The sequence below is a fragment of the Legionella resiliens genome (genome assembly GCF_021344005.1).
In the GTDB taxonomy this organism is placed as follows: Bacteria; Pseudomonadota; Gammaproteobacteria; order Legionellales; family Legionellaceae; genus Legionella; species Legionella resiliens.
This window is the reverse complement of the sequence record NZ_JAJTND010000004.1, coordinates 211,576-234,411: the sequence shown is the minus strand read 5'-3', so window position 1 is coordinate 234,411 and position 22,836 is coordinate 211,576. Positions and strand designations below refer to the sequence as shown.

Here is a 22,836-nt window from a genome sequence, read left to right as displayed (position 1 = left end):
TATTGTTCATAGTGTTGGAAATGTACCGCATTACACTCATCTGTTCTGACAAAAACTTTTCATTATGTCATTTCGATTATCTGGTCAAAATTGCCTGAACATTCTTCTGATTTGGCTTACATATCGAAGCACACCTTCCAAATATATTACTATTGCATCATATAGTAAAATTTGAAGACAAATAAATGGAATCAAAAAAGAATAGCGACTGTTACAATCATTCAAATAAATAGAGGGGGAGTTGTACCATGTACTTCACGTACCAGAGCCAACCATGCTTTTGCAGCATCAGAAAGATACGCATTACGGCGCCATGTCATGGCCATATTCCACTGAAACTCCTCCCCTTCAAGTAATGGAAACCGAACTTGTGGGTTTGATCGTTCATGGGCAATCATTCGTGGTAAGAAGGCAACGCCAAGACCTGCAGCAACAAGTTCTACCATAAAATCAATCTGACTGGTTTGGGCTACCACTTTGGGTTCGAAACCTGCTCGACGCCCCGCATCCAGTATCATTCGATATAAGGCAAAATCACGGCTAAATAAGATAAACGGCGTCTCTTTAAGCTCCAGCAAGGAAATTGAACGCCGCGTTGCCAAAGGATGACCTGACGCCAAAAGTGCAACAAGAGGCTCACTACGGATTAATTGACAATCAAACTCTTCAGAAACAACAGATAATAATGTTCCAGCAAAATCAATTTCACCTGCCCGTAAACATTCCGCAAGCTTAACACTTCCATGTTCAATGAGTTCCACCTCGATGCCTGGATAGCGCTGGTTATATTGCGCAAAAAGAGGAGCAAATAAAATACTACTCCCCACCGGAGCAATACCCAGACGCAGATGTCCCTGCTTCAAACCACGGATTGCATCAAGCTCTTTGAGAAGATCGTCACGATCAGCAAGCAACTTAACGCCTCTGCGATAAACAATTTCACCCGCAGTAGTTGGTACATTATATTTTTTAAATCGATTAATAAGAGCAACGCCCAGTTCATCTTCAAGCTGCTTTATCGCTTTACTCACCGTGGACTGAGTAGCAAAAAGAGTTTCAGCAGCCTTGGAAAAACTGCCTTGGCGCACAACCTCGATAAATGCACGGAGTAGTTTAAATTCCATAATTATTCCATTTTAGAATGATCATTAGTCTATAAATTCATTTTATTCATATTATAGAAAAGTGTAAAATACACTGAAATGGGAATGAACACAATGAACAGATATTTAACATTAAAAATTCAGAACAATTCGGTACTTCAAGTGGGGTTAGTGTGCCTATTTTGGCTTTCTAGCGAACTTATTGTCCATTTTTTAAAACTTCCTTTTTCTGGTGGAATCTTTGGCCTAGGAATGGTTTTATTGCTTTTAGCAACAAAACGCTTAACACTGAATCTGATTAAGAATGGAGCTGAATTAATCCTTGCAGATATGTTGCTTTTCTTTATCCCAGCCGTACTTGCAGTACTCGAGCATCATGAGCTTATAGGTCTCTTAGGCCTTAAAATTCTCTTTGTTATTTTACTCAGTACGCTCTGTGTGATGCTTGTCACTGCGATTGTTGTGGATTATTTTTATCGGAGAACTAATCGTGCTAAGCCCCATTCTCTTTAAACCAGTAGCACCAGCACTTTTCTGGTCCTTCATAACAATAAGCCTGTATTTTATTACCAAAAATTTATACAGACGGTGGTCATTTTTTGGGTTAATGCCGCTTATTTTAACACCAGTAATTATTGCTGGTCTTATTCTTTTACTGCATGTAAGTTATCAGGATTATGCTCATGGAACACAATGGCTAGCTCAAATAATTGGACCGATAACCGTCGCTTTCGCAATTCCCATTTATGAAAAACATGCACTCATTCGCCAACATTGGCTAGTACTTTTAGTTGGCGTACTTGTCGGAAGTTTCACTGCAATATTATCGAGTTGGTCATTAGCAATACTGGTAGGCCTTGATGAAAATATACGGTTAAGCCTGCTTCCCCGATCGATTAGCACGCCCTTCGCGCTGGAAGTGTCACACAATATTGGTGGTCTCCCTGAACTGACGGCCATATTCGTGGCGATTACAGGTATATTGGGAGCTATTATGGGGGAATCCATTCTAAAACGCTTTTCGTTTCATTCGACCCTGGCCCGAGGTGCGCTCTTGGGCGCTGGAGCACATGCCGCGGGGACTGCACAAGCCCATAAAATAGGGCATGATGAAGGAGCTATTGCGAGCCTGGTCATGATTTTATCAGGTCTTTTAAATGTGCTGCTTCTTCCTATGATGAGCCATCTGCTGAAATAAATGAGCGGCATTTTTCGGATTTGGATGCTGCCTGGTACTCTAAAAATGCAGACTGTGAAAATTTTTTTGACGCATAAATCATTGATAGCAAAAAAAGTTTAAGAAGTGAGTAAAAATAGATTCCATTAATATGAAAAAAGTTTTAAATTCTATTTTCCATTCATAATAAGAACTATTTCACTATGCATTTTAGATTGCTTTTTTTATTATTATTATTTTTTGCTCATACTGCGCTTGCAAGTCCATGGTTTACAGGACCTCTACTCGCACCAGCTGGAAAAACAATACCAGCAGGCCATATAAACTTTGAACCTTATGCATTTTATAGTGGCTATCCCAAAGGATTTAGAAATTTTGAAGTCGTTCCCATTTTAAGCATAGGGATTCTTAGTTTTGTAGATTTACAAACTTCTCTGCCTTATGATTACAGTTGGGATGATAGGCAACATGGGAATGGCATTGGCGATTACAGCTTGGCTTTAGGATTTCAAGTTCTGCGACAAAAAGAAAATTCATGGCTTCCTGACCTCCGGGTAGTTGTGCAAGAGGTTTTTCCCACTGGACGCTTTGAAAACCTGGATCCTCAAAGATTGGGTACCGATCAAACGGGTTTAGGTGCTTACCAAACCTACCTTGGTTTTAACTTTCAAAAATTGCTTCAGTTCCATAATGGACGTTACTTACGAACACGTTTGAGCTTGGTTGGCGCGAGGTTTAGTGAGATCACCGTACATAATTTGAATGTTTTTGGCGGCACCTCCGGAACCAGAGGTAAAGTAAAACTGGATAATAGTTACTCTGCTGACTTGGCATTTGAGTATACCCTAACACAAAACTGGGTTCCCGTTTTTGAAGTGCTCTATGTACACAGTCCGGGAAGCCACTTTGATGGTAATCCAGGATTTACTCCGGGAGGAACTCTTGCAGGTCTGGGAGGAAGGGCAAATGAACAAGCCTCGCTGGCCCCTGCCGTCGAATATAACTTTAATTCCAATATCGGTCTTATTGGCGGCGTTTGGTTTTCTGTAACCGGACCGCATGCAGCTAAATTCGTGACCGGAGCCCTTGCACTTAATTGCTATTTTTAGATCTCGACTGCTCCTTATGCTTAAGCAGCAGGAGCAGCTATTATTCGAGCATCACTCTCATCTTCCGGTAACTCTTTAACAAGCCAATCATCTTTTAATTCCACTTCTCTATCTGTTTTTATATCACCGAGGTAACTACTGAAAAAGAAATTCTTATTTAAAGCCAAACGCCCTAGTCCTGCCAGAAGACCCAAAACCGTAACTATCATGATTATATCAGCAACCAGGCGAATTCCATCATGTCGCTGTTTAAACTCAGCATTGGCAACGTCAATTATTTTTTCACCCTGTTTTTTTAGAGGAAGTCCTGATAAGCGTATGTCTAAGGTTTTTGCATAAAAATCATTAATTGATTGATCATATTCACTACCATATTTTTTCTCGGCACTTAACGCAATTTTTTGATCTCGGAACTCTTTGAAGGTAAATAAATCCTGAACCAATGCTGAGGTGAATTTTTTAATGCCTGCGTTTTTTAGAAGAGCATTTTTAAAAACTTCATCTTGGAGTGCTGTTTTTACTAATTGGCTGTGCAGGGGCTCTTTAATTGCATCAAGTATTGGTTCCAGCTGATTTAGAAGTGTGTCTACAGCATTGCTTGTACCTTCCTCTTGAATAACTTTTTCACGTAAAAGTGTTTCGTAGATCGCTTTCGCCCTTGTTATTTGTTTATGAACTTTTTTGGCACATTCAGAGGTCAGGTCATCTCTTATATTTTCAAAATTCTGTACGGTGGTAGCAAATAATTCATTATTGAAAATTTGTTGCTTGTCAGTTACTAAAATCGCTGTTCTTAAGCGCTCTTGTAATGCGTATAAACTGTCCTCTTTTTGTTTTACCTCATGTTCATCCTTAAATTGTTCTTGTGACTCAACACGCAGTTTTTCAAATAATTGATGGAAGATTTTAAAATATACTTTCCTCTCATCAATTGTTTTTGATGCATTGATTTTCTCAAAGTAAAACTGGCAAGTAGCCTCCCTCGCCCTAAGCAATTGGGGTGCATAATACTCTTGTTCATTTTCGGCAAGCTTCTGATATCCTTGCTCCAATAATTGAAGTGCTGCGTACTTATCTACTTTATTCGCTAAATCTCGCAACTGTAATAAGAAGTCTTGTAATAGTGCGTATTCCGTCTGAGCCTCTTTAATGGCTTCCTCAGCTCCAAAAATAGAAGGACACTCTTTCGATAGACGCTCCAGCTCCAACAGCTGAGTCTCTTTAATTTGCAGAATGGCACTTTCTTTAAACTGATTAACTGATTCCCAGAAACTGCGAATTTGCCGTAAAACCACAATTTTGTGTTCCACATTATCTTTACGTCTTTTGAAATCCGCTATTTCAGTTTCTAAGCCCGCATTCATAGATTGCCATAATTCTTGATTGCTTGTGATGCGTTTCACCAAAATACTCGGTGTTTTTGCATTCAACTCTTCCAGACATAGGGTGGCAAGTTGCACACCATTCATTGTATTTAATGCTTCATCGCTGATGGGATAGAAAAATGGACTTTCAAAAGCCACTCTAGGTTCTTCTTCTGAAATGTTGCTGGGATGTTTCGCTACCTCTTCACGTGCTTTTTCAAATCGCGCTACTGCCTCTTTCAATAAAGTTGCTGTACGATTCATATCTTCCCATGAAGCTTTAAGCGTTTGCAGGTTTTTTAAAGTTCGAAGCATCGCAATTACATCAGATCCTGCTGTCAGAAGTGTGCTGACTTTGCCCCAATAAGATTCAGGTAGTTGCTCCCTACATTGTGTATTAGGGCCTTCATAGGGTTTAAAACGGTAAGTTCCCAGATCTAAAGTATTTAAGGTAAATAAACGTCTGAGAATTGTACTCTCACGGTATTGCGCTATAAAAGCATGGCCATGGGCAAGCTCGGGATTTTTATCGGAGTACTTAACTAGGAGATTCGTCGTTTGCGAAGGCTCGTGTCCCCAGAGATTAAGATCTTCCGCTTGCTGTGCTAAAAAATCTACATATTCATTAAATTGTTTCGCCAAATCACTTAAGTTTAATTCGGTGTAATCAATAAGATTGATTTGGGATAACGGTAAAAGCTTTTCTTGCCAGCCTAAGATTACTTGAGGGAAAGAAACTCCTTCCCTGTCTTTTAAAGGGTTTTGCTTAGTAAGTGCTTTAGCCCGCTCTATTGTTTGTCTCAATTTTTCAATAGAATCCGTATTAATGGGAACAGGAGATTCACACATCACCCAACTTAATTCTAAATCAACTGGGTCTTTTGAAGCAAACGGGTTTTCTAGCTCGTTAATTTGTGTATCCAGTTGCAGGAGAAAAGCGTGTAATTCTTTTTGCTCTTTTGTAGGAGGGTGCTCTTGGAAATACCTTTGAATTTCCAAGAGTTTTTCCAGGATAACTTTACTTTCTTCCTGCAAATCATCATATTGGTTTCTGAGTAAGAGCTCTTCATGTGTTTGATTCAGTTTCGGATCGATATTAAGTTGTAATTCAAATAACTCTTGAATACGAATTATCGCCTTTCGGTACTCAGGTGGAATATTTCTTATTCCAATTATTTCTGCAATCTGTTCCTTAAAAAACTCATAACTCTCAATTTGGCCTTGTTGTAATTTTTTAATAGTAGATAATAAATTAGACTGTAATGTGAAGAAGTGCAATTGACTCTCTGAATCCAACTCCTCTTCACTAATAAAAACTTGATAGACGCGTTTTAAATAACTTTGGAAATCAAGTGCGATATAACTTTTGCAGTCGTCTTTTTTAGCTGGCTTTGCAGTAGAAGGCTTGGTTAGCAATAAGCCTAATAGTTGTTCCTTAAACCTTTCATCAGACAGTGCTCTCAATTGCTCTAAAAATTCTTTGATTTTTGGCCAATTTGTATCAGTAACCTTGACTCGCATTGCTCCGTATTTATCCGGCGGAAAAACTCCTTTTTCCGATAAGAGTTTTGCTTGATAAACAGGATCGCTAAAATATAGAGATCCTGCAGCAGTGTAAGTATCAGAGGCACCTGTCAATGAATGTCCCTGACCAAATTGATCATGATTTTGTTGCACATCCTCAGGATATTTTTCTGTCCCCCAAACAAATGCTAATGGAGAAGCTGCTGGTGCTGATTGCTCCAGCCCAAGCATGAGTAAGTTATCTTTGTCATTGCGGTGAAAATAGAAATGGCCACTGCAACCATTGGTTGATATTTTTTTACCATAAAAATTCTTTTGCCCTTCTCCCCCCATGGCGATGTTAATCCCAAAATCCAGGGCTGATTTGATCATTTCGGGCAATTGTCCTATTACCCCCAACAAGAAGCCCTTCCCCTCTACAACTTCCCCCTTTCCGCCGCGATACACGTTATGAGTAGCTGAGCGGGCAAAAATCTTATTGTCTCCTCCGGGAGCAGGGAAAAAATCTAATAATTCTTTTTTATTCGCTTCCGATAGTTCTTGATAATCAAGAATCACGCGGCTCGCATGAGATATGTAATCAACAATGCTTAGATGAGTAGATGGGGCTTGTAATTCAGGGGATTTGGATAGATAAGGATGTACTCCGAAGTCACCACAGGCCAAACAGGCCAGCAACAACTGGGTCATATTAACTGCATGATCATCTTTTGAATTATATATAAATGTTTTAGCCCATTGTTGGGCAACATTCACCTGATCTTGATCGATAGAGCAAGAAAGAATCTCGAATTTTTTATCACGCATTTTAAAAAATTAAATAAATTAAATAAGCAATATGATATCAAATAAAACTTATGGTATTGTTAACAAATGGCTGTTTTACTGAAATCAATCAAGATTAGTTATCACATTGTTTTATATTTGTTCTATTTTATTAATAGCTTAACTGTTACCTGGTTGTTATATATCGATTCTATCCTCAATCCGTCAAAATACCTCGAATACCAACTTACTCGATATAAGTAAAATTACTTTAAAAATCAAATAATAAAAAATTATGGGATACATGGAAAGAACGCTTGAATTATTCTATTCTTAATATGCTTGAATCATTCAAGCAGTTCATTTAAACATTTTTATAAGGATCGTAATAATGGAAGCATGGAATAGTGTAATTTTTGTAAAAAGTAACAAATCGATGTCTGACATGAATGCAATGGCAAAATGGGAAGGCGTAGAGAAAATGTGGTCCACAACCGGTGAATGGGATTGGTGCATTAAGTTAGATCAAAAAATGTCCTCTCCAGAAAAGGCTGAAGCGTTTGTTGCTCGTATGCGCGAAGGGCACTGGGCAACAGAAACCAAAACAAATTGGTGGAAAGAAGTTCGTGCAAAATAGTATTGTCAGCTCGGAGTCAAATGCTCCGAGCTTACCGCATTACGTGCCGTTCTTAATTTTCGTCCATTGATTAAATAAGTTATTCTTTCCAAACGATAAGCTTCAAACCATATTGAATAAGTAACGCCCAAATACTAATATTGTTGCAGTTTTATGCTATACATTTATATATGTAGATGTGGGTTTGAGTACTATTATGTCAACTGGTATAGATAAAATAAAAGAGCTTCTTGAAGTGGAGCGTAAAAAACTTGAAAAAGCTCAGCGTCTAGTAGATAAAGCGATAATCGAAGCTATGCCTCATCCTCCTAGAATTCCTAAAATCGAAGACCAAGAAGCCGCTGTAAAAGCCTTTGACGCCGTCAACAAGCAGGCTCATGACGTCTATCTAAAAATTGATGAATTAAATAAAGCTAAATCTGAAGAAGCCTCTAAAAACTATCATAAAACCTGTGAAATGAATAATGATCAAGTAAAAAGCGGCGCCATAACTCCTGAACAATGCAAAGAGCTAAATGAGAAAGCCTATGATGAGTATATAAGAATTAAAGAAGAAAATGATAAGGCAAGTATGGACGCCTATAAGGAATATCAAGCATTTTTTGAAAAAAATGGTAAAAAATTGGATACAGTTAAAGAGCATTATCAGAAACATAATCCAAGCCCTCCTTCCGTAACGACAAGTGTTCAATCCCCCAATGCTAATGCTGTAGTCAGTGCTTTTAGAGAGTATTTTAAAGATAATGAATGGTATAAAACTCACGAACCCAAAACTGAGGGAAATAGGACAAGTTTAAGCTTTAAGTCCGATGAAGATGCACTCAAATTTGCTAAAAAATTAGCCGAGACTCAGAACTTTATCATGATTGATAAAGAGACAAATAAAGTTTTAGCTTATTCAAAGGATGGAAAACTATTCAGAGGAGATAAGGAATTGACAGAGGGTCCTTTACGACCGAGTAAAGAAGAGATGGAAAAACTCCCTACTTTAGATAAATTTCAAAAGCCACAAACACCACCTCCAAGTTCCACAGAGGATGAGCCATTATTAACTAGCCCACACTCCTCAGGTAGTGTCCAGCTCCCTGAGATACCGGTAAAAGAAGAGTCGACAGTGACCTCCAAAAAAGAAGACGAACCAAAAGAACAACAAAAATTAACAAGTTAGAGCTGATGTCAGATGAAAAAAGTCTGGCACTAGTAAAAAGTACATGTTGGCTTGGAACTGATGAAATATATTAATATATATCCAATAGGATCTGTAAAATAAAGGCAATAGAAAAATATGCACCAATTCTTTGATTTTAAGACATTAAATACGTCATTAAAATTAACAGAGCACGATCGTTTGTTTCTCTATCTATTTAATCAGGCAAATCATATTAAAAAACTTGAGCTCATCAGAAACCAGAAAATTGAAACAATTGCGCGAATTGCTTATCATTTCCATGATGTTGAAATATTTTGTAACGTCCCGGAATTAAAGGAATATTGGGAAAAAATATGGTGTGCCTATGGTGTCGCTTTATCCCAGCAAAAAAATATACCATTAATGATGTTTTTTTCTCAGCCTCAATTAAATCCGTTTGATTTAGTACGGGGCGCCTATTTTTTTCATTTCTCTCAAGAAGTAAGAAAAAATATGGAGCGGGATTTCGGATTTTCTGAAATTGAATCAATTAAAATTGCAATTCGTTACGGTTCTGTTCATGCAATCCAACGGTATAATGAATACATTTACCATAAACTAGAACAAGCAAGCCCTGAAGAATCCCACATGCTTTACCAGGAGCTTATCACGAATAGTAAACTCATGCTTCCGCACTATGGCAGTTATGGTTATATGGTTTTAGCCTATGCAATTAGTCATTACTGTATCTGGTTACTCAACAATTTTGAAGTGGAAAAAGCACAGGCCGAATATAGACTGGTTTTGGAGTTGCTGGATAATGCGGAGCTCATTTTAAAAGAAAGCTACTACAGCATACAAAATGCGAGTATAGGTCAGGGGCTTAAATGCAGTAATTTTCTGGGATTTGAATTACCGTCCCAAGCTAAAGATTTTTTTATTGAATATTATGATAAATCGCTTGAATCAACGAAAGTTTCTGATTCAATCCAAATACAGTCCAATAGTCTATAATAATTATATTCATCCTTATTTTATCCAAAATAAGGGAGGTTATTTATCATGCCAAAAATTTATGTGCACTATGCAATTACCCCCAAAGGAGAGCTTGCCATCTCAAGTTATCATGAAAGGACGCAGTCTTTCTCTAATGGTTTTGCTTTAATTAAGAAAGAATTAAAATTATCGGACTTACAAAAATTAGAGGCAGATATCCCAGACCCCTATACCAATGATGATATAAAAAGCAAGCTACTTGAACTACTATCTACGATTAAGCAAAGCAAAAACTATAATGACGTAACCCTGGGTAAAGTAACCTATAAAGGTGATTTAAACCTGTGTACTGGCAACAAAGCGCCAACCCCTTGTTTATTCGATGGTACGCTGAATCGAGTTTTTCCTGGAAAAGAGGTTCAGTTAATTCTAGAGTCTGCCAATAGGGAATATGTCGAAGCTGGCATACGGTTAGCAGATAGCATGGGGCTGGTTGGAGCGATTCTTCAAACCAAAACGTCAGCAACAGAAGAAGCTCTATCAAAAACGTATCCACAATCCGGAACCCAAGTACAAGTCAATAATAACTCAATAGAGATGCCTACCCCAAAACCGGATGCAGATGCACTTGCCCAAGCTGAGGTTAAGATTAAAGATCCTCAAACTTTAAGTAATGCATTGATAAAAATTGGTGTTTTTAATACAGCAAAAGACTCCCTCAATGCGAAAAACCCCACTACAGAAGACCAGAAAATATCGACTCCGCCAACTATTGACAAGATCTAAGCCTATATATTCTGGATTCCATAATAATTCATTTGAACTCTAAAAAAAGCAAGCAAGGCTGGGTCTAATGACCTGAGTAATCGTCACTTTTTTGGTAAGAAACCTCCGCTAATTTTTTTCTCTACGTACCGGGCTTTATGCGCGGTACCCAGGTTGAAGCTTGCTCTAGAAAAACTCAGCAGTATCTTAAAAGAACGTTCTGGATACCGCGCATAAAGCGCGGTACGTAGAGAAATTTTAAGCGCGGTACGTAGAGAAATTTTAAATGAAAAAATGAGGATAACTCAGGCCCGTTCCACCCAACCCACTTCCGATTGAAAATAATAAAGGAAACTGGGCTAAAAAGCCCAGAATTCAACATGTTAAATTCGAAGTATCTTGTAATTGACGCTGCGAAACTGAAATCGTTTCATCATGAGATTTCATTTTCGTAAGATAAAACGCCCCATGCTCCTCTAAATTAAATTGAGAAATTAATTGATATTTTGGCTCTTCCCGCATTACTGGGTACCGATTAATTTCTTTTTTAATTGTTTCTACTATCTTGACAAACAAACACGCATTGAATGTTGACTCTGCATCTCCATTTATAAGCATCAGGGCAAGTGCTTTCGAACCGCAATTCCCATGTAAATAACCCTCTACCTCTGCTCTCCTGGAAGCGCCCCAAAGACTTCCCCATATTTTCGATTCATATTTTCTTAATGAAGAATTGATTAAACTTCTAAATGATCTATCCGTTAAAGTATCGACCCAATCATAAATCGCCTGACACAACATAGTGACGTCCTCGTCATCATAAGGATGTGTAAATTGTTTGTCTTTCTTATTTGCAAAAAGCTTATCCTTGCTCGTAAGGTCACTGTTTGGTATGGGATATTCTGGCAGAACAAAGGGTGTAAGCTCCTTTGCAACTGGGATATTCAATGTCCCATCTTGGGGCTCTAATTTCTCGGGTAAAACCTCTCCCATAGGCTTATCTGTAGTGGTCATTTGTGGCTGGGAATTCGCTTCCTTCACTTCTGGCAAGGGACTTGTATCAACTGCAGGGGGGTTATCAATGTCTGTTTTTTTCTTAATGAGTTTTTCCATTTCTTTTAAAAAATACTCTACCTCAGTAATTATAAAACGACGATTGTGATTTTTTACATAATTTAGATAGTGTTCTGCTATTTGTTTACACCGTTCTGGGGAGTATAGTTCATTGTCTTCAAGCAACCCTTTTTTATACATCTCTCTCAGCGCTTTTGCTACTTTTGGGCCCGATTGTCTGTTTTCTTTAACAAAAAGAGCAATTTCTGCAGGGTAATCGGTTTGAGTCATTTTAGTGGATTGGTTGATTGAAAATATCGAATTCGGTATTTTAGAGGTCCAATGTGTATTATCTTTATTATTCAAAATCATTACTGGATTTCCAGATTGAATAAAAGGGCTACTATCATTTCTGTGAAGGTGTAAAACGATCTCATGATCATAGAAAGTATCGATAGTTCCTTTTGTATTACGTACCATACGTTCACCTTGAATGGCTCGATGTAAGACAAATAGTGTTTCTTCCGAACCCCACGTATGCTCATTTTTTAGGTGATTTTTATATTGAGTAAGATGTTTATCATTATCGGCTGAAAAAAATGCAACCGTTTCTTTTCTCAGGATATTATCTAACAGATGTGCTTTGTGAGATTGAATAGCCGTTTCGGTTAGCCTTTTACCGTTTGATTTGAGCTTTTGTTCTTTAGTTGACCACTCACGGTCAAACTCTTCTTTGACCTGAAGGAATCTTGCTTTGGCGAATTCTTCCATCGCAGTTTTCATGCCGCTAACTCGATATATTTCTGCTTCAGTATAATCCGCATGAGTAAATTCATGCGTGATGAGTCCTGACAATTCCCCATGCTTCGTCTTAAACTGTAGCTTAAAATAATATTCTAAGCCGTATTTAGAGGCAGAAAATAATGGTGAATCTTTAGGAAACATTTTGAATTCATGTTGAGTATGTTCCGCAGCCAAATCTCTCGTTGCTCTTCCCAATATGGGTTCAATAATCGTTTTGATCTCATGGGAGGTAAATTCTTGATTTGCTTCCTTAGATAATAGGGTTCGCAAATTAACTTTAGCATCTTCTTTAAGTTTTAACTTGTTAAAAATATCTTCTGTCAGGTGCGGAGTATTTTTTGCTCGTAAAAAATACATTAAAGAAATGCTGTAGGCATAATACATGCAATTGCCTTCACCACTATTGTCTACATGAAACATAATAAGCTCCTTTTTTTGTAAATCTCGATTCCTTAGAGATTTCCTCTTGTGTCAGACATGCCCAATAAATAATTGAGTTGGTTTTAAGTATCAGAAGACAGTTTTTTTGCAGGATAGAACAAAAGTATTGGCATCATTGTAGTCCTTTAGTTTTTATATGGCAATGATATTACATTACTTTTATATCACTATCCAATCAATAAGTATTATTTAAGAGCAATGATAAAGGAGGGTTAGACTAGGTCAAAATAATTACTTCCATAAAAGCAGCGTTATTTGAATTATTCGATTATTGAATTAATGGAACTACAAATAATGAGATCACATCAGGGTGTGATCTCATGATCTTCTTACTATCTATGCCAGGTTGTACCATATCGCACCTTCCCGCAATGACCATCAACACAACCTTTTTTAACATTTGTATGATGGCAGGTGCCTCCTTTACAAACAGTGGTGGATTTATGATATCCCCAAGCTGCAAAGGAATTAGATACAAAACAACTTACAAACAAGATCATAAAAATCTTTTTAATATGAGACATACATCAACTCCTCAATGATTACGGTATCAATTCTGATCACTAAAAGCGCAATTTGTATGATTAGTATAGTTTAATTTGCAAGATTTTTTCTGCGAAACGGGAAAAAAGGATAAAATTGATTCTTCTTTGCTATCCCGTTACCTCTGAATTTAACAGAGCCATAAATTCATAAGGGCTTACCTGACGTGAGAAATAAAATCCCTGCCCATACCTGCAACCATACTGTTGCAGTTGCTCTCTAATTTCTTGATTTTCTATCCCATCAGCTAAAACATTTAACTCTAAAGTTTGCGCCAGCTTAATAATAGCTTCGACAATTTTAGATTTCTTCTTGTCTTTAATCATGTTCAGAACGAGGGATTTTTCAATTTTAACTTCATTGATAGGAAAATTTACCAGATATGTAAACGAAGAATAACCACTGCAGAAATCATCTATCGATATTTTAACGCCTAATTCGCTTAATTGATTTAACACCTCAGTTGATTTTTCTTGATCCGATAAACAGGCTCGTTCATTGAACTCTAATATTAAATATTCAGGTGCAATTTTATTTTTATTAAGTAATTTTTCTACAAAATCAGGTAATTTCACATCAATAACATCTTGAACAGATAAGTTAACAGAGGCAAATATTTTATGTCCCTCTTGATGCCAAAGTACGAGTTGCTTTATGACATCGATTAACAAAAATGAGCTTAGTTGTTGGATTAAACTTGAGCCCTCAATAAGCGGATTAAACTTTTCCGCACTGATTAATCCATATTTTTCATGAACAAAACGAACCTTGGCCTCAGCACCAATTATTTTACCTGTTGCCAGCTCTACTGTGGGTTGATAATAGATCTTGATTTCTTGGTTTTCTATTGATTTTTTTAACGAATTCATAACAATTCGGTTTGAAGTAAAATCGTCTTCCATGTTCGAATTATAAATAGCGAAAGGCTTACTTTTCTTTCTTGCATGGAAAACAGCAGTTCGAGCATGACTCACTAATGAAACATCATTTTCCCCAGCCTGAGGATATATAGCTGCGCCTGCAGTAGTACTGATATGTACCTGAATCCCATCTACAATAAAATTAAGAGTAGTTGCTCCAATAATAGCTTCTAACAACGCGTTGAAATTGATATTTTTATTTAATCTTGGCAACAATAAAGCAAATTCATCACCTTCTATCCGGGCAATGCTATTTATTCCCATAGTAGCCTGTAGCATAAAAGGATTAAGCAACATATCTTTTAATTTTTTAACGAACTGAATTAAAGCACTATTTGCGTTAAAATTACCAAAATTGTTGTGAACAGTCTTAAAATCATTCAATTTTAAGATAATCACTGCCAACTCATTTGGTTTCTCAATCTTATCAATTGCTTGTCTGATTTGTTCACTAAACAGGAGCGCATTGGGCAGTTGAGTAAAATAATCATGTTCGCTTTCATATTTGAGTTTTGATTCAAGATCACCGCTTTTATATAGAAGTTCCTTGGTTTTATCTGCTACAAGAGATTCTGCTGTATTGGCCAATCCATGACAAAATGACTGGCCCCAATAAGCAAAGAGAAAAGGACTTAGATCAAGAACCCAAATGGCAGGATTTGTTGTTTGAGCTTTAACAAAACCACTCAGATTGATGAATCCTGTTATTTGATACGACACAATAAGTGACGCAATGAAGATACTACAAATAGAAATGCTTAATCCTATATACGCATACTTGTTCACATATTCTTTGAAAACAATAGAGCTTTTTGCGAGTCTGTGATTTATATCCATATAAGTAAATGTGTCGTTTATCTCCCATATACTAATTTTAGTACTTAATTCAATTTTTAATCAAAAGAACATTTAATTATCACTCCGCATTGAAGCTATTTTACATGCAAAATGAAGTCAATTGGAGTAATTAGATCATTTTAAAAAATTAAGGTATTATGTTTTTCGCGATGTAACTATTTGATCTAATTGGACTATTTAATTAGGAGCTTTTGATATGGAATTAAAAATGGAAGTAGACGTAGATGAAAAAGAAGAAAAAAAATCCCCATCCAGAACAGTCACTCCACTAGAAAAACATATGAAATATTTTGGCGGCAACCAACCCGAGGGAATTTCTTATACCTCGATTAGCCAACAAAATGAACGTCTGGGAGATAGTTGGCTTGCAGCACGCTCCAATGCAGCCATCGTATCGGCTGCTGGTGGAATGAAAGTCAGCGGCTGTCCATTTTCCATATTTAAAGCCAAACACGCAGTTGGAGTACTCAATCATCCTCAAAGCACGCGGATTTACAACCTGGATGGAACCATTAATGAAGAACGATGGAGTGAGCTGCTTGACTATGCAGAAGAAAATGAAGAGACGAACAAATTGGTGATTACTGAAGCCAGCTTCTATCAATTTTTAGATGCATGCAGACAACAGGAAACACGCTCTGATACTTTTGGAATAGGGTTAAAGGCATCTAATGGCGAATGGAGCGCTTTTTTTGATAAATTTGCCGATACCAATGCTGAGGGTGTGCGATTCGTCTCTATCGAGCGATTACGTAAATTCTATGAAGACAGTCATGAAGTAGGCGAAGAAGTTGAAAACCGTGTCAGTAAAACGATGTAGGACGGAGATTATCAGAAACGGTCTGAATAAGAGTTGAGTAATAGGCATAATCCAAATGCAGTATCTTTGGATTTATGCCTGAATTTACTCTCAGAGTAGGTCAAATTTCTACGGATTCAGGCCAAACACTGCATTGGACTTCGCCTATATGTTTTTTTTGCAACAACAGCATCACTAAACGCGATTGACCAATACCGCCGCCAATTGTTTGAGGTAAAGAACCGGATATTAATTTCTGGTGCCAATCAAAATCCAAACGATGCTGACAACCTGTTAATGCCAATTGGTATTTTAATATGGCCTCATTGACTCGAATACCCATAGAAGAAATTTCAAAAACATCTGAAATTATCGGGTTCCAAACTAAAATATCACCGTTTAAGCCGGTTAATCCTACTTCATTCACTGAACTCCAATCATCATAATCAGGAGCACGTAAATCATGAGGTCTTCCATCGGATAACGAACCACCTATCCCAATTAAAAAAACAGCCCCATATTTTTTAGTAATAGCCCGCTCTCGATCTTTAGGCGATAGATGAGGATATAAAGCGCGTAATTCTTCAGTATAAATAAAATGAATGTATTGAGGAAGGAATGGGGTCAAACCATACAAATCACTGACTATATGTTCTGTTTTTTTTATCGATTCATAGAGTTCAATGACTGTTTTTTTCAAATAACTTAAGCAACGGTCTTTATAGTCTATGACACGCTCCCAATCCCATTGATCCACAAAAACTGAATGGGTCGGGCTTAATGTCTCTTCGTCAGGCCTTAAAGCATTCATATGAGTATAAATTCCCTCCCCTGCCTGAAATGCAAATTCTCCAAGTAATTTTCTTTTCCATTTAGCCAAAGAATGAACAACCTCAAAAGAATGATTGGGCATGGCTTTAACCTTCACAGAAACAGCTTGTTCTGTGCCAGACAGGTTATCTTGTACACCATCTCCAACACGAGTCAATAATGGCCCTTGCACCTCAATAAGACCTAATTTTTGTTCCAATTCACGGGAAAAAAAGCCCTTAACAAAGCTTATTTGCTTTTGCTTTTCAATAAATGCCTGTTTCATTACACTGCCTCAAAAATAAATGAACTTAACATTATATTGAATTTTTAGTTTATTTTTATTACCAATTTAAAATAAACATAGATAAAGAAAATAATATCTATTAAAATAGCAATTTAATTAAATAAATTTTAATAAATAACCATGAAAGACCTGGAAAATTATCCAATCGATAATCTTGACCGAAAAATACTGAATGCGTTAATAAAAAATGCACGTACTGCTTATGCAGAACTCGCTAAAGCCTGTGCCGTAAGTCCTGCTACGATTCATGTCCGTGTAGAAAAAATGCGGCAAGCAGGTATTATTGAAGGGGTACATGTCCATATTAATCCCAAGCGATTAGGATATGATGTCTGTTGTTTCATTGGCATTACTTTGAATCATGCAAAAGATTATCAAGCGGTCTTAAAGAAACTGGAGGATTTAGAGGAAGTCATCGAAGCATATTACACGATTGGCCATCATTTTAATATTTTTATCAAAGTGATGTGCCAATCCATAGACACCTTACAGCAGTTACTCGTTAATAAAATTCAGCTTATCGATGAAATTCAATCCACAGAGACATTGATTTCATTGCAAAATCCCATCATGCGCTCAGTAGTCCCTTAAGATATCAGCCGTTTTTTATATTCAAGTCACTTTCTACTTTAGCCGTTTCGGTTGGCTCTTTCTTGGTGGGGAGGGTTGATTCAATCGGTGGAATAGACGGTGGTTTATTCGTTGATGGGAGGGCAGTCATTTCGAACGAATCTGGCTCGGCATCTAATTTTTTTGGGGAATTACTTTTATCCAGTGCTTTAGAAAATTTTTCCATAAAAGTAGAAAAACCTTTTTCTACAGCATTTACGTATTTTTCTTTTAAATTGCCCCCCTCGAAACCTTTCACAAACGCTGTTATTCCATCTCCTGCTGCACTAGCATAAGCTTTAGTCATATCCCATAATTTAGAAGGCATACTTTTAGCCGAATCATCGAGGAGTTGATTTATATTTCTGGTGACATTTAACGTATCCTTTCCTAATTTCTCTACTACGCTGCGATCTAATTTTTTGTCATCGCCAAGAACAAGACGATGCAGAAATGACAAGCCAGAACTTTGAAGTGACGTACCCGCATGGCTTAATTGTAATACTTCCAAAGAGCGAACAGTATTTGAGAGTTCTTTACCTGAGCTTTTATTTAATCTGTCTTCAAGATCCTTTAAATAGATGGCTTCCTCATCGATAATTGCTTTTCGTGCTTGTTTTATGGAGTTCTTAGGATCATCCTCAAACTCTTTCGCTACTTTGTCATGTTCTGCCCTAAGATCGGATATAATTTGCTTTCCTCGCTCCTTCTCGCCCAACAAACTCGTAGCAAGTGATTTATTATACCCTCCCATGCCCTGTTCAAACCCTCCTGTGACCATATTTTTTATTGTGTCGAAAAAACCTTTACCTTCATCAAACCCCTTTAGGGCACCTTGACACATGCCAATTACTCCATTACCGCACGCCTTAGCAAAACCCATCATTTTTTCAGTAAAAGATTTGGATTTATCAAAGGCTAAGTCAGTGGCCAAATTCCATGCGACTCTCACGGAATTGATACCTACTTCTTGTAGTGCTTTAGGATCAAGCCGTTTCTCTTTACTGAGATCATAGGTCATAATCACAGCATTACTCAGCAGTTGCGCGGTTGTAGTTTTTTTACTCAGGTCTTGGAGCGACTCATAAACCTCATTGAGGCGGCCCTCCTCATCCGGAGGGGCAGCAGCGACTAAAGCTTTGTCTAATCGCTCCACCTCATTGCTTACAACCTGGGTAACGTCCTGGTGGGTCTCACGGTATTGAGGAGGCATTTCAGTGTTTTCCCACTCTGAAAGATTTTGACGTATGCTTTTTATTAAAGCTTGGCAATCCACAAATTTTCGTCGTTGGGCTTCTTCTCTACTAATCATAATCAGTATGTTCTATTCTATATTCCATAAAAAAAAGTATAGCTTAAGAACTTACTCTATGATCAAGTGAGCGCATCATTACGAAACCAAAAAGTCTTTACTCCACGCATTATAGGAGCAGCATGACACCGCAAACAAGTCTTGGGGGTCGGGAACGGCATGTAGGCAAAAAAGCTGCTTTTTATTCAAAAATTAAAGTCTAACCTGCTTTATGTTTTTCCAGTAAATGTAGTTAAGTATTGCTTAAGGTCACCCTGTTAAAATAAAAAACACACCAATAATATGGTAAAAGATGAAACAGGTCCTGACTGGTATATTGACAGTACTCCTATTGCCATTTACTGCTGCTGCAAGCGTAGTACTAGTAGCATTGTTACTGGCCATGCTTGCCCTCCTTTCTCCTGTTATAGTTATCGGCGGTGCTTTATGGTCTGCCGGAAAGTTGTCTGAAAAATTTACAAACTGGCTATATCCTTCTAAAAATATTATGACTTCCAACTATGGAAATGGCCCCATAATTACTTCATTATGAACGACAAGTGTCCTTTTCTTTTTGCTGCTTGCACCGGTTGCTGTGGTTTCTGCAGCAACAGCTGCAGTTGTTTCTATTTTACTTTTGCCCGCCCTGGCAGTAACTGGTGCTTATGAACTTGCTGACCCAGCAATAAATTATCTCTATACTCGACTCAATTTAAATAAAGAAGAAGTTCAGGTAAAACACAGTTACAGTATCTTACCGCCAGATTCAGATGAGTACCAAGAAAGCCCTAAAGATGTCTTGCATTTTGATTCTTTATTTCACTCAAATACTTCTACTGGAGATAATGTGATAAAAAGGAATGCGTTGGGATCCGAAGAAATAACCACTCGGGCAAATGAGGAGTTAAGGCACAGCACTCTTGGCTACTCAACATCTTCGGATGAGACATAACTGACTCAAAGTGTTATCCTACTCAGTCTATTTTCTTGGCAGAACAACTGTCTGACATGGATAATGAGCGATGAAGCAATTTAAATTTCTAAAAACAATTCATTTTGAATATCAACTACAACTCTACGAATTAATCTCTGCATCCATTCAAAAAGAGCTCGCTCATCTCGAAGCGAAGAAAAATATTAATGAACTCACAATAGAAGAAATGCATGCTCTAGAGTTTTATAAACAAAGCGTCCAGACTCTAGTTGAATCGACCTTCCTGCAAATTTACGCCAAACTAGAAGAAGCCCTGTATTATGAATGTGACCCATTGTTAATTAAGAAAAAGGCAAGCATATCACGATTTGAACCCGCTCTGAGCGAACTAGGCTACCTTGTTGATAACACGCATTGGAACATGCTCGTTAATATTTCTAAAATTCGTAATTGCCTCCTACATGGAAATGGAAAATTAGATTCCGATCGATATGGAGTGGACACAAAAGAAACGATCAACGCCCTTAACTTGAATGCCAATACGCTTCTAATTGAAGTAATTCCTTTAAAAGATCATAAAGAAGGAATTTCTAAAATAAAACTCAACGAACCATTTCTCCGCTATTGCTTTATTGAGATAAAAAACTTTATCCATTCTCAAAAATAGAGGATTTCCCAACTGTTCAAGCATCCAATGAACTCCTATCCCAATGCAATGAGACATGGATCATTAAATTCCAGTTTGATCAAATTATAATCTCATACTACAATGAAATTGCATTTTAACGACAGGAGGTCATTATGAATCAAACAATTAAGCTCGTGGGGATTGCTGCAACTCTGATAGGTCTAGGTGGTTGTACTACGACCACCGTGAATTCACCTGGATACCGTGCCAATCATGTCTATTCAGCTGGTTATACTCCTCCGGGATATACTACTAATTATTATAGAGTAGGTAGTTATGGGGCAGGCTGGCATGATGGCTATTATGGTAATACCAACGGTTATTGGCCTAGCGCTTACTCTAGAACAAGAGGATATTACTCAAACAATATCGTCTATAATACTGGAAAAACGAGACATTACGGGGGTTATAGAAACTATAATAAACCCATCGGTTACTACAATAACACCTACGTTGGATATGGGAATACCAAATATTATAAAGGCAACGTAGGATATGATAATGGCCAGGTACATTATCAAAAAAGATATAGAAATGGCCAGCTAAACTATCAAAATGGTCAAGTGAACTATCAAACTAGCCAACCGAACTACCAAACACAATATAGGAAAAGCCAGTTAAACTATCAAAATAATCAGGTCAATTATCAAGCTGGCCAACCGAACTATCAAACAAAATATAGGAAAAGCCAGTTAAATTATCAAAATAATCAAGTAAATTATCAAGCTGGCCAACCGAACTACCAAACACAATATAGAAAAAGCCAGTTAAATTATCAAAATGGCCAGGCGGCTTCTCAATAAAGATGATGATGATAATTAATTGATCATAACTCAGTAGGTTGGTGCTGAGCTGCTGCACTCAGTGAGCCAGCCTACTTTATCCTATAAAAATCACAATTTATAGATAAAGATTTAGCTCTCAAGTAAATATTCCGTAGACTTGCTTTAGCCTTCTGCAATACCCATTTTCAAAAAATACCAACACGGCATCGCCAATGAACGTATCACAAGAAATTCATTACCTTCTTCAAGCTCTTCGTTTGCAACTAAAAAAATTAACCCCATATTCGTCTTTCCTGAATATAGGGTTTGGATGAATTGCTTTAGATGTCTTATCAGGTTAGATTTATTCTTACTTCATTGACCCCATTAACAGGAACTGTTTTGAGTTCTTCCGAAACTTTAGGAGCATAGATGCTTCGCGACAGTAATGGGGATGTTGTTGGTTTAACCAACGATGGCAACTTGGACGCTGCTTCTTTATCAAGTATGATTGTAACATTTTTATGAGCATATAAAGCGGTTGCCGGAATATCTTGATTCGGTGAAGAAGCCAGATTCACAGCAGCAATAATATCTGCCTTTGTTGAGCCTGAGGCGAGCAAATAACACACTTTGCTGTGTTGCAAAATCGTTCCAATGCCCATTGTTATCGCATGGGTGGGCACTTCATCTTTTGAATTAAAAAATCGTTTATTCGCCTCGCGGGTCTTATCATCTAACTGTATTAATCGTGTTTTAGAATCAAATGAAGAGCCGGGTTCATTAAAACCAATATGACCATTCACGCCCAAACCTAAAATTTGAATATCTATTCCACCCGCTTCTTTAATCTTTTCTTCATATTCTTTCGCATGCTGTTCAATTGACTGAAGTGGAACGGTTCCATCAAGCATATGAATATTCTCTTTCTTGATATTAACATGATCAAAAAAATGATGATGCATGTAGTAATTATACGATTGAACATGCGTTGGTCCTAATCCTAAATACTCATCTAAATTAAACGTGATAACCAATGAAAAATCTAAATTTTCCTCTTTATGCAGACGAACTAATTCTTTATATAAAGGTTCAGGAGTACTCCCTGTTGCCAGTCCCAAAACGGTAGGTATTTTTTTCTTATTATTTTCCATAATTGTCATTTGAATAGCTCGAGCAGCTTTACTTGCCATGCCTTCAGATGTTTCCCTAACAAAAATGCGGCTAAACATAAATATTTTCTCCGAGAATTCAAGGTGTACTATCCGATACAAATAAGAATTCAGATTAAAGAAGATCACTTAGGATTTGGTTACATTTCACCAAGACAGTAGAAATGTAAACAAAACCTTATGGAACACTCCATTCATCTCATTCCCATATTTTGTTACAATTACAATAGTGCAGGATGCCAATGAATCATAAAAAAAATTGATTTATCGACGT

Annotated in this window: 21 protein-coding genes; 13 read left to right on the top strand and 8 right to left on the bottom strand. The window is 37.3% G+C overall.

Annotated elements, in window-relative coordinates; all coding sequences use genetic code 11:
- Positions 1–221: 221 nt before the first annotated feature.
- Positions 222–1,124 carry a LysR family transcriptional regulator gene (locus tag LXO92_RS06590; RefSeq protein WP_232890649.1) on the bottom strand — a complete coding sequence of 301 codons (903 nt, stop codon included), beginning with the start codon at positions 1,122–1,124 and terminating at the stop codon, positions 222–224.
- Positions 1,125–1,217: 93 nt separating this feature from the next.
- On the opposite strand from LXO92_RS06590, the gene LXO92_RS06585 reads away from it, so the two are divergent.
- From LXO92_RS06585 to LXO92_RS06575, 3 genes are all read left to right on the top strand, one after another.
- Positions 1,218–1,616, top strand: a complete 399-nt coding sequence (locus LXO92_RS06585) for a CidA/LrgA family protein (RefSeq protein ID WP_182351878.1) — start codon at positions 1,218–1,220, stop codon at positions 1,614–1,616.
- On the top strand, positions 1,594–2,301 hold the full coding sequence (locus LXO92_RS06580; RefSeq protein WP_182351877.1) for an LrgB family protein: 708 nt from the start codon (positions 1,594–1,596) through the stop codon (positions 2,299–2,301). Before LXO92_RS06585 ends, LXO92_RS06580 begins: the two co-directional genes overlap by 23 nt.
- Before the next feature lie 182 nt (positions 2,302–2,483).
- Complete coding sequence (locus LXO92_RS06575; protein WP_232890648.1) at positions 2,484–3,389, top strand: hypothetical protein; 906 nt, start codon at positions 2,484–2,486, stop codon at positions 3,387–3,389.
- A gap of 20 nt (positions 3,390–3,409) precedes the next feature.
- Here LXO92_RS06575 and LXO92_RS06570 read toward each other — a convergent pair whose 3' ends face one another.
- Positions 3,410–7,084, bottom strand: a complete 3,675-nt coding sequence (locus LXO92_RS06570; protein ID WP_182351875.1) for a LepB GTPase-activating domain-containing protein — start codon at positions 7,082–7,084, stop codon at positions 3,410–3,412.
- A 349-nt stretch (positions 7,085–7,433) separates the two neighbouring features.
- Here LXO92_RS06570 and LXO92_RS06565 point away from each other — a divergent pair, with 349 nt between their 5' ends.
- The 4 genes from LXO92_RS06565 (at position 7,434) to LXO92_RS06550 (ending at position 10,590) form a co-directional block, all read left to right on the top strand.
- Positions 7,434–7,679 (top strand): hypothetical protein, encoded by a 246-nt coding sequence (locus LXO92_RS06565; protein WP_182351874.1) that lies wholly within the window; start codon positions 7,434–7,436, stop codon positions 7,677–7,679.
- Positions 7,680–7,863: 184 nt separating this feature from the next.
- Positions 7,864–8,847 (top strand): hypothetical protein, encoded by a 984-nt coding sequence (locus LXO92_RS06560; RefSeq protein ID WP_232890647.1) that lies wholly within the window; start codon positions 7,864–7,866, stop codon positions 8,845–8,847.
- Positions 8,848–8,964: 117 nt separating this feature from the next.
- Positions 8,965–9,822, top strand: a complete 858-nt coding sequence (locus tag LXO92_RS06555) for a DUF5630 domain-containing protein (RefSeq protein ID WP_182351872.1) — start codon at positions 8,965–8,967, stop codon at positions 9,820–9,822.
- Between the two features lie 48 nt (positions 9,823–9,870).
- Complete coding sequence (locus LXO92_RS06550; protein ID WP_182351871.1) at positions 9,871–10,590, top strand: hypothetical protein; 720 nt, start codon at positions 9,871–9,873, stop codon at positions 10,588–10,590.
- Positions 10,591–10,944: 354 nt separating this feature from the next.
- On the opposite strand, the gene LXO92_RS17175 is transcribed toward LXO92_RS06550, so the two are convergent.
- The 3 genes from LXO92_RS17175 to LXO92_RS06535 all read right to left on the bottom strand — a co-directional run bounded on the left by LXO92_RS17175 (position 10,945) and on the right by LXO92_RS06535 (position 15,167).
- On the bottom strand, positions 10,945–12,846 hold the full coding sequence (locus LXO92_RS17175; protein WP_304599231.1) for a hypothetical protein: 1,902 nt from the start codon (positions 12,844–12,846) through the stop codon (positions 10,945–10,947).
- 353 nt (positions 12,847–13,199) lie between these two features.
- Entirely contained in the window at positions 13,200–13,391 is a 192-nt protein-coding gene (locus LXO92_RS06540) for a hypothetical protein (RefSeq protein WP_182351870.1), read from the bottom strand.
- A 129-nt stretch (positions 13,392–13,520) separates the two neighbouring features.
- Entirely contained in the window at positions 13,521–15,167 is a 1,647-nt protein-coding gene (locus tag LXO92_RS06535) for a putative bifunctional diguanylate cyclase/phosphodiesterase (protein ID WP_182351869.1), read from the bottom strand.
- A gap of 217 nt (positions 15,168–15,384) precedes the next feature.
- Here LXO92_RS06535 and LXO92_RS06530 point away from each other — a divergent pair, with 217 nt between their 5' ends.
- Positions 15,385–16,008 carry a caleosin family protein gene (locus LXO92_RS06530; protein ID WP_182351868.1) on the top strand — a complete coding sequence of 208 codons (624 nt, stop codon included), beginning with the start codon at positions 15,385–15,387 and terminating at the stop codon, positions 16,006–16,008.
- Between the two features lie 100 nt (positions 16,009–16,108).
- On the opposite strand, the gene asnA is transcribed toward LXO92_RS06530, so the two are convergent.
- Positions 16,109–17,083: an aspartate--ammonia ligase gene (asnA, locus tag LXO92_RS06525; RefSeq protein WP_182351867.1), complete on the bottom strand. Its 975-nt coding sequence runs from the start codon at positions 17,081–17,083 to the stop codon at positions 16,109–16,111.
- A 141-nt stretch (positions 17,084–17,224) separates the two neighbouring features.
- Between asnA and asnC the strand changes: the two genes are divergently transcribed.
- Positions 17,225–17,695, top strand: coding sequence for a transcriptional regulator AsnC (asnC, locus tag LXO92_RS06520; RefSeq protein WP_182351866.1), 471 nt, complete (start codon positions 17,225–17,227; stop codon positions 17,693–17,695).
- A gap of 4 nt (positions 17,696–17,699) precedes the next feature.
- On the opposite strand, the gene LXO92_RS06515 is transcribed toward asnC, so the two are convergent.
- On the bottom strand, positions 17,700–19,025 hold the full coding sequence (locus LXO92_RS06515) for a hypothetical protein (protein ID WP_182351865.1): 1,326 nt from the start codon (positions 19,023–19,025) through the stop codon (positions 17,700–17,702).
- Between the two features lie 292 nt (positions 19,026–19,317).
- On the opposite strand from LXO92_RS06515, the gene LXO92_RS06510 reads away from it, so the two are divergent.
- From LXO92_RS06510 to LXO92_RS06495, 4 genes are all read left to right on the top strand, one after another.
- Complete coding sequence (locus LXO92_RS06510; RefSeq protein WP_232890646.1) at positions 19,318–19,557, top strand: hypothetical protein; 240 nt, start codon at positions 19,318–19,320, stop codon at positions 19,555–19,557.
- Between the two features lie 21 nt (positions 19,558–19,578).
- Positions 19,579–19,956 carry a hypothetical protein gene (locus LXO92_RS06505; RefSeq protein ID WP_232890645.1) on the top strand — a complete coding sequence of 126 codons (378 nt, stop codon included), beginning with the start codon at positions 19,579–19,581 and terminating at the stop codon, positions 19,954–19,956.
- A gap of 70 nt (positions 19,957–20,026) precedes the next feature.
- Entirely contained in the window at positions 20,027–20,605 is a 579-nt protein-coding gene (locus LXO92_RS06500; RefSeq protein WP_232890644.1) for a hypothetical protein, read from the top strand.
- 134 nt (positions 20,606–20,739) lie between these two features.
- Positions 20,740–21,429: a hypothetical protein gene (locus LXO92_RS06495; RefSeq protein WP_232890643.1), complete on the top strand. Its 690-nt coding sequence runs from the start codon at positions 20,740–20,742 to the stop codon at positions 21,427–21,429.
- Positions 21,430–21,743: 314 nt separating this feature from the next.
- Here the strand turns inward: LXO92_RS06495 and nagB are convergent, their stop codons facing one another.
- Positions 21,744–22,622 (bottom strand): glucosamine-6-phosphate deaminase, encoded by an 879-nt coding sequence (nagB, locus tag LXO92_RS06490; RefSeq protein ID WP_182351861.1) that lies wholly within the window; start codon positions 22,620–22,622, stop codon positions 21,744–21,746.
- Positions 22,623–22,836: the final 214 nt, after the last annotated feature.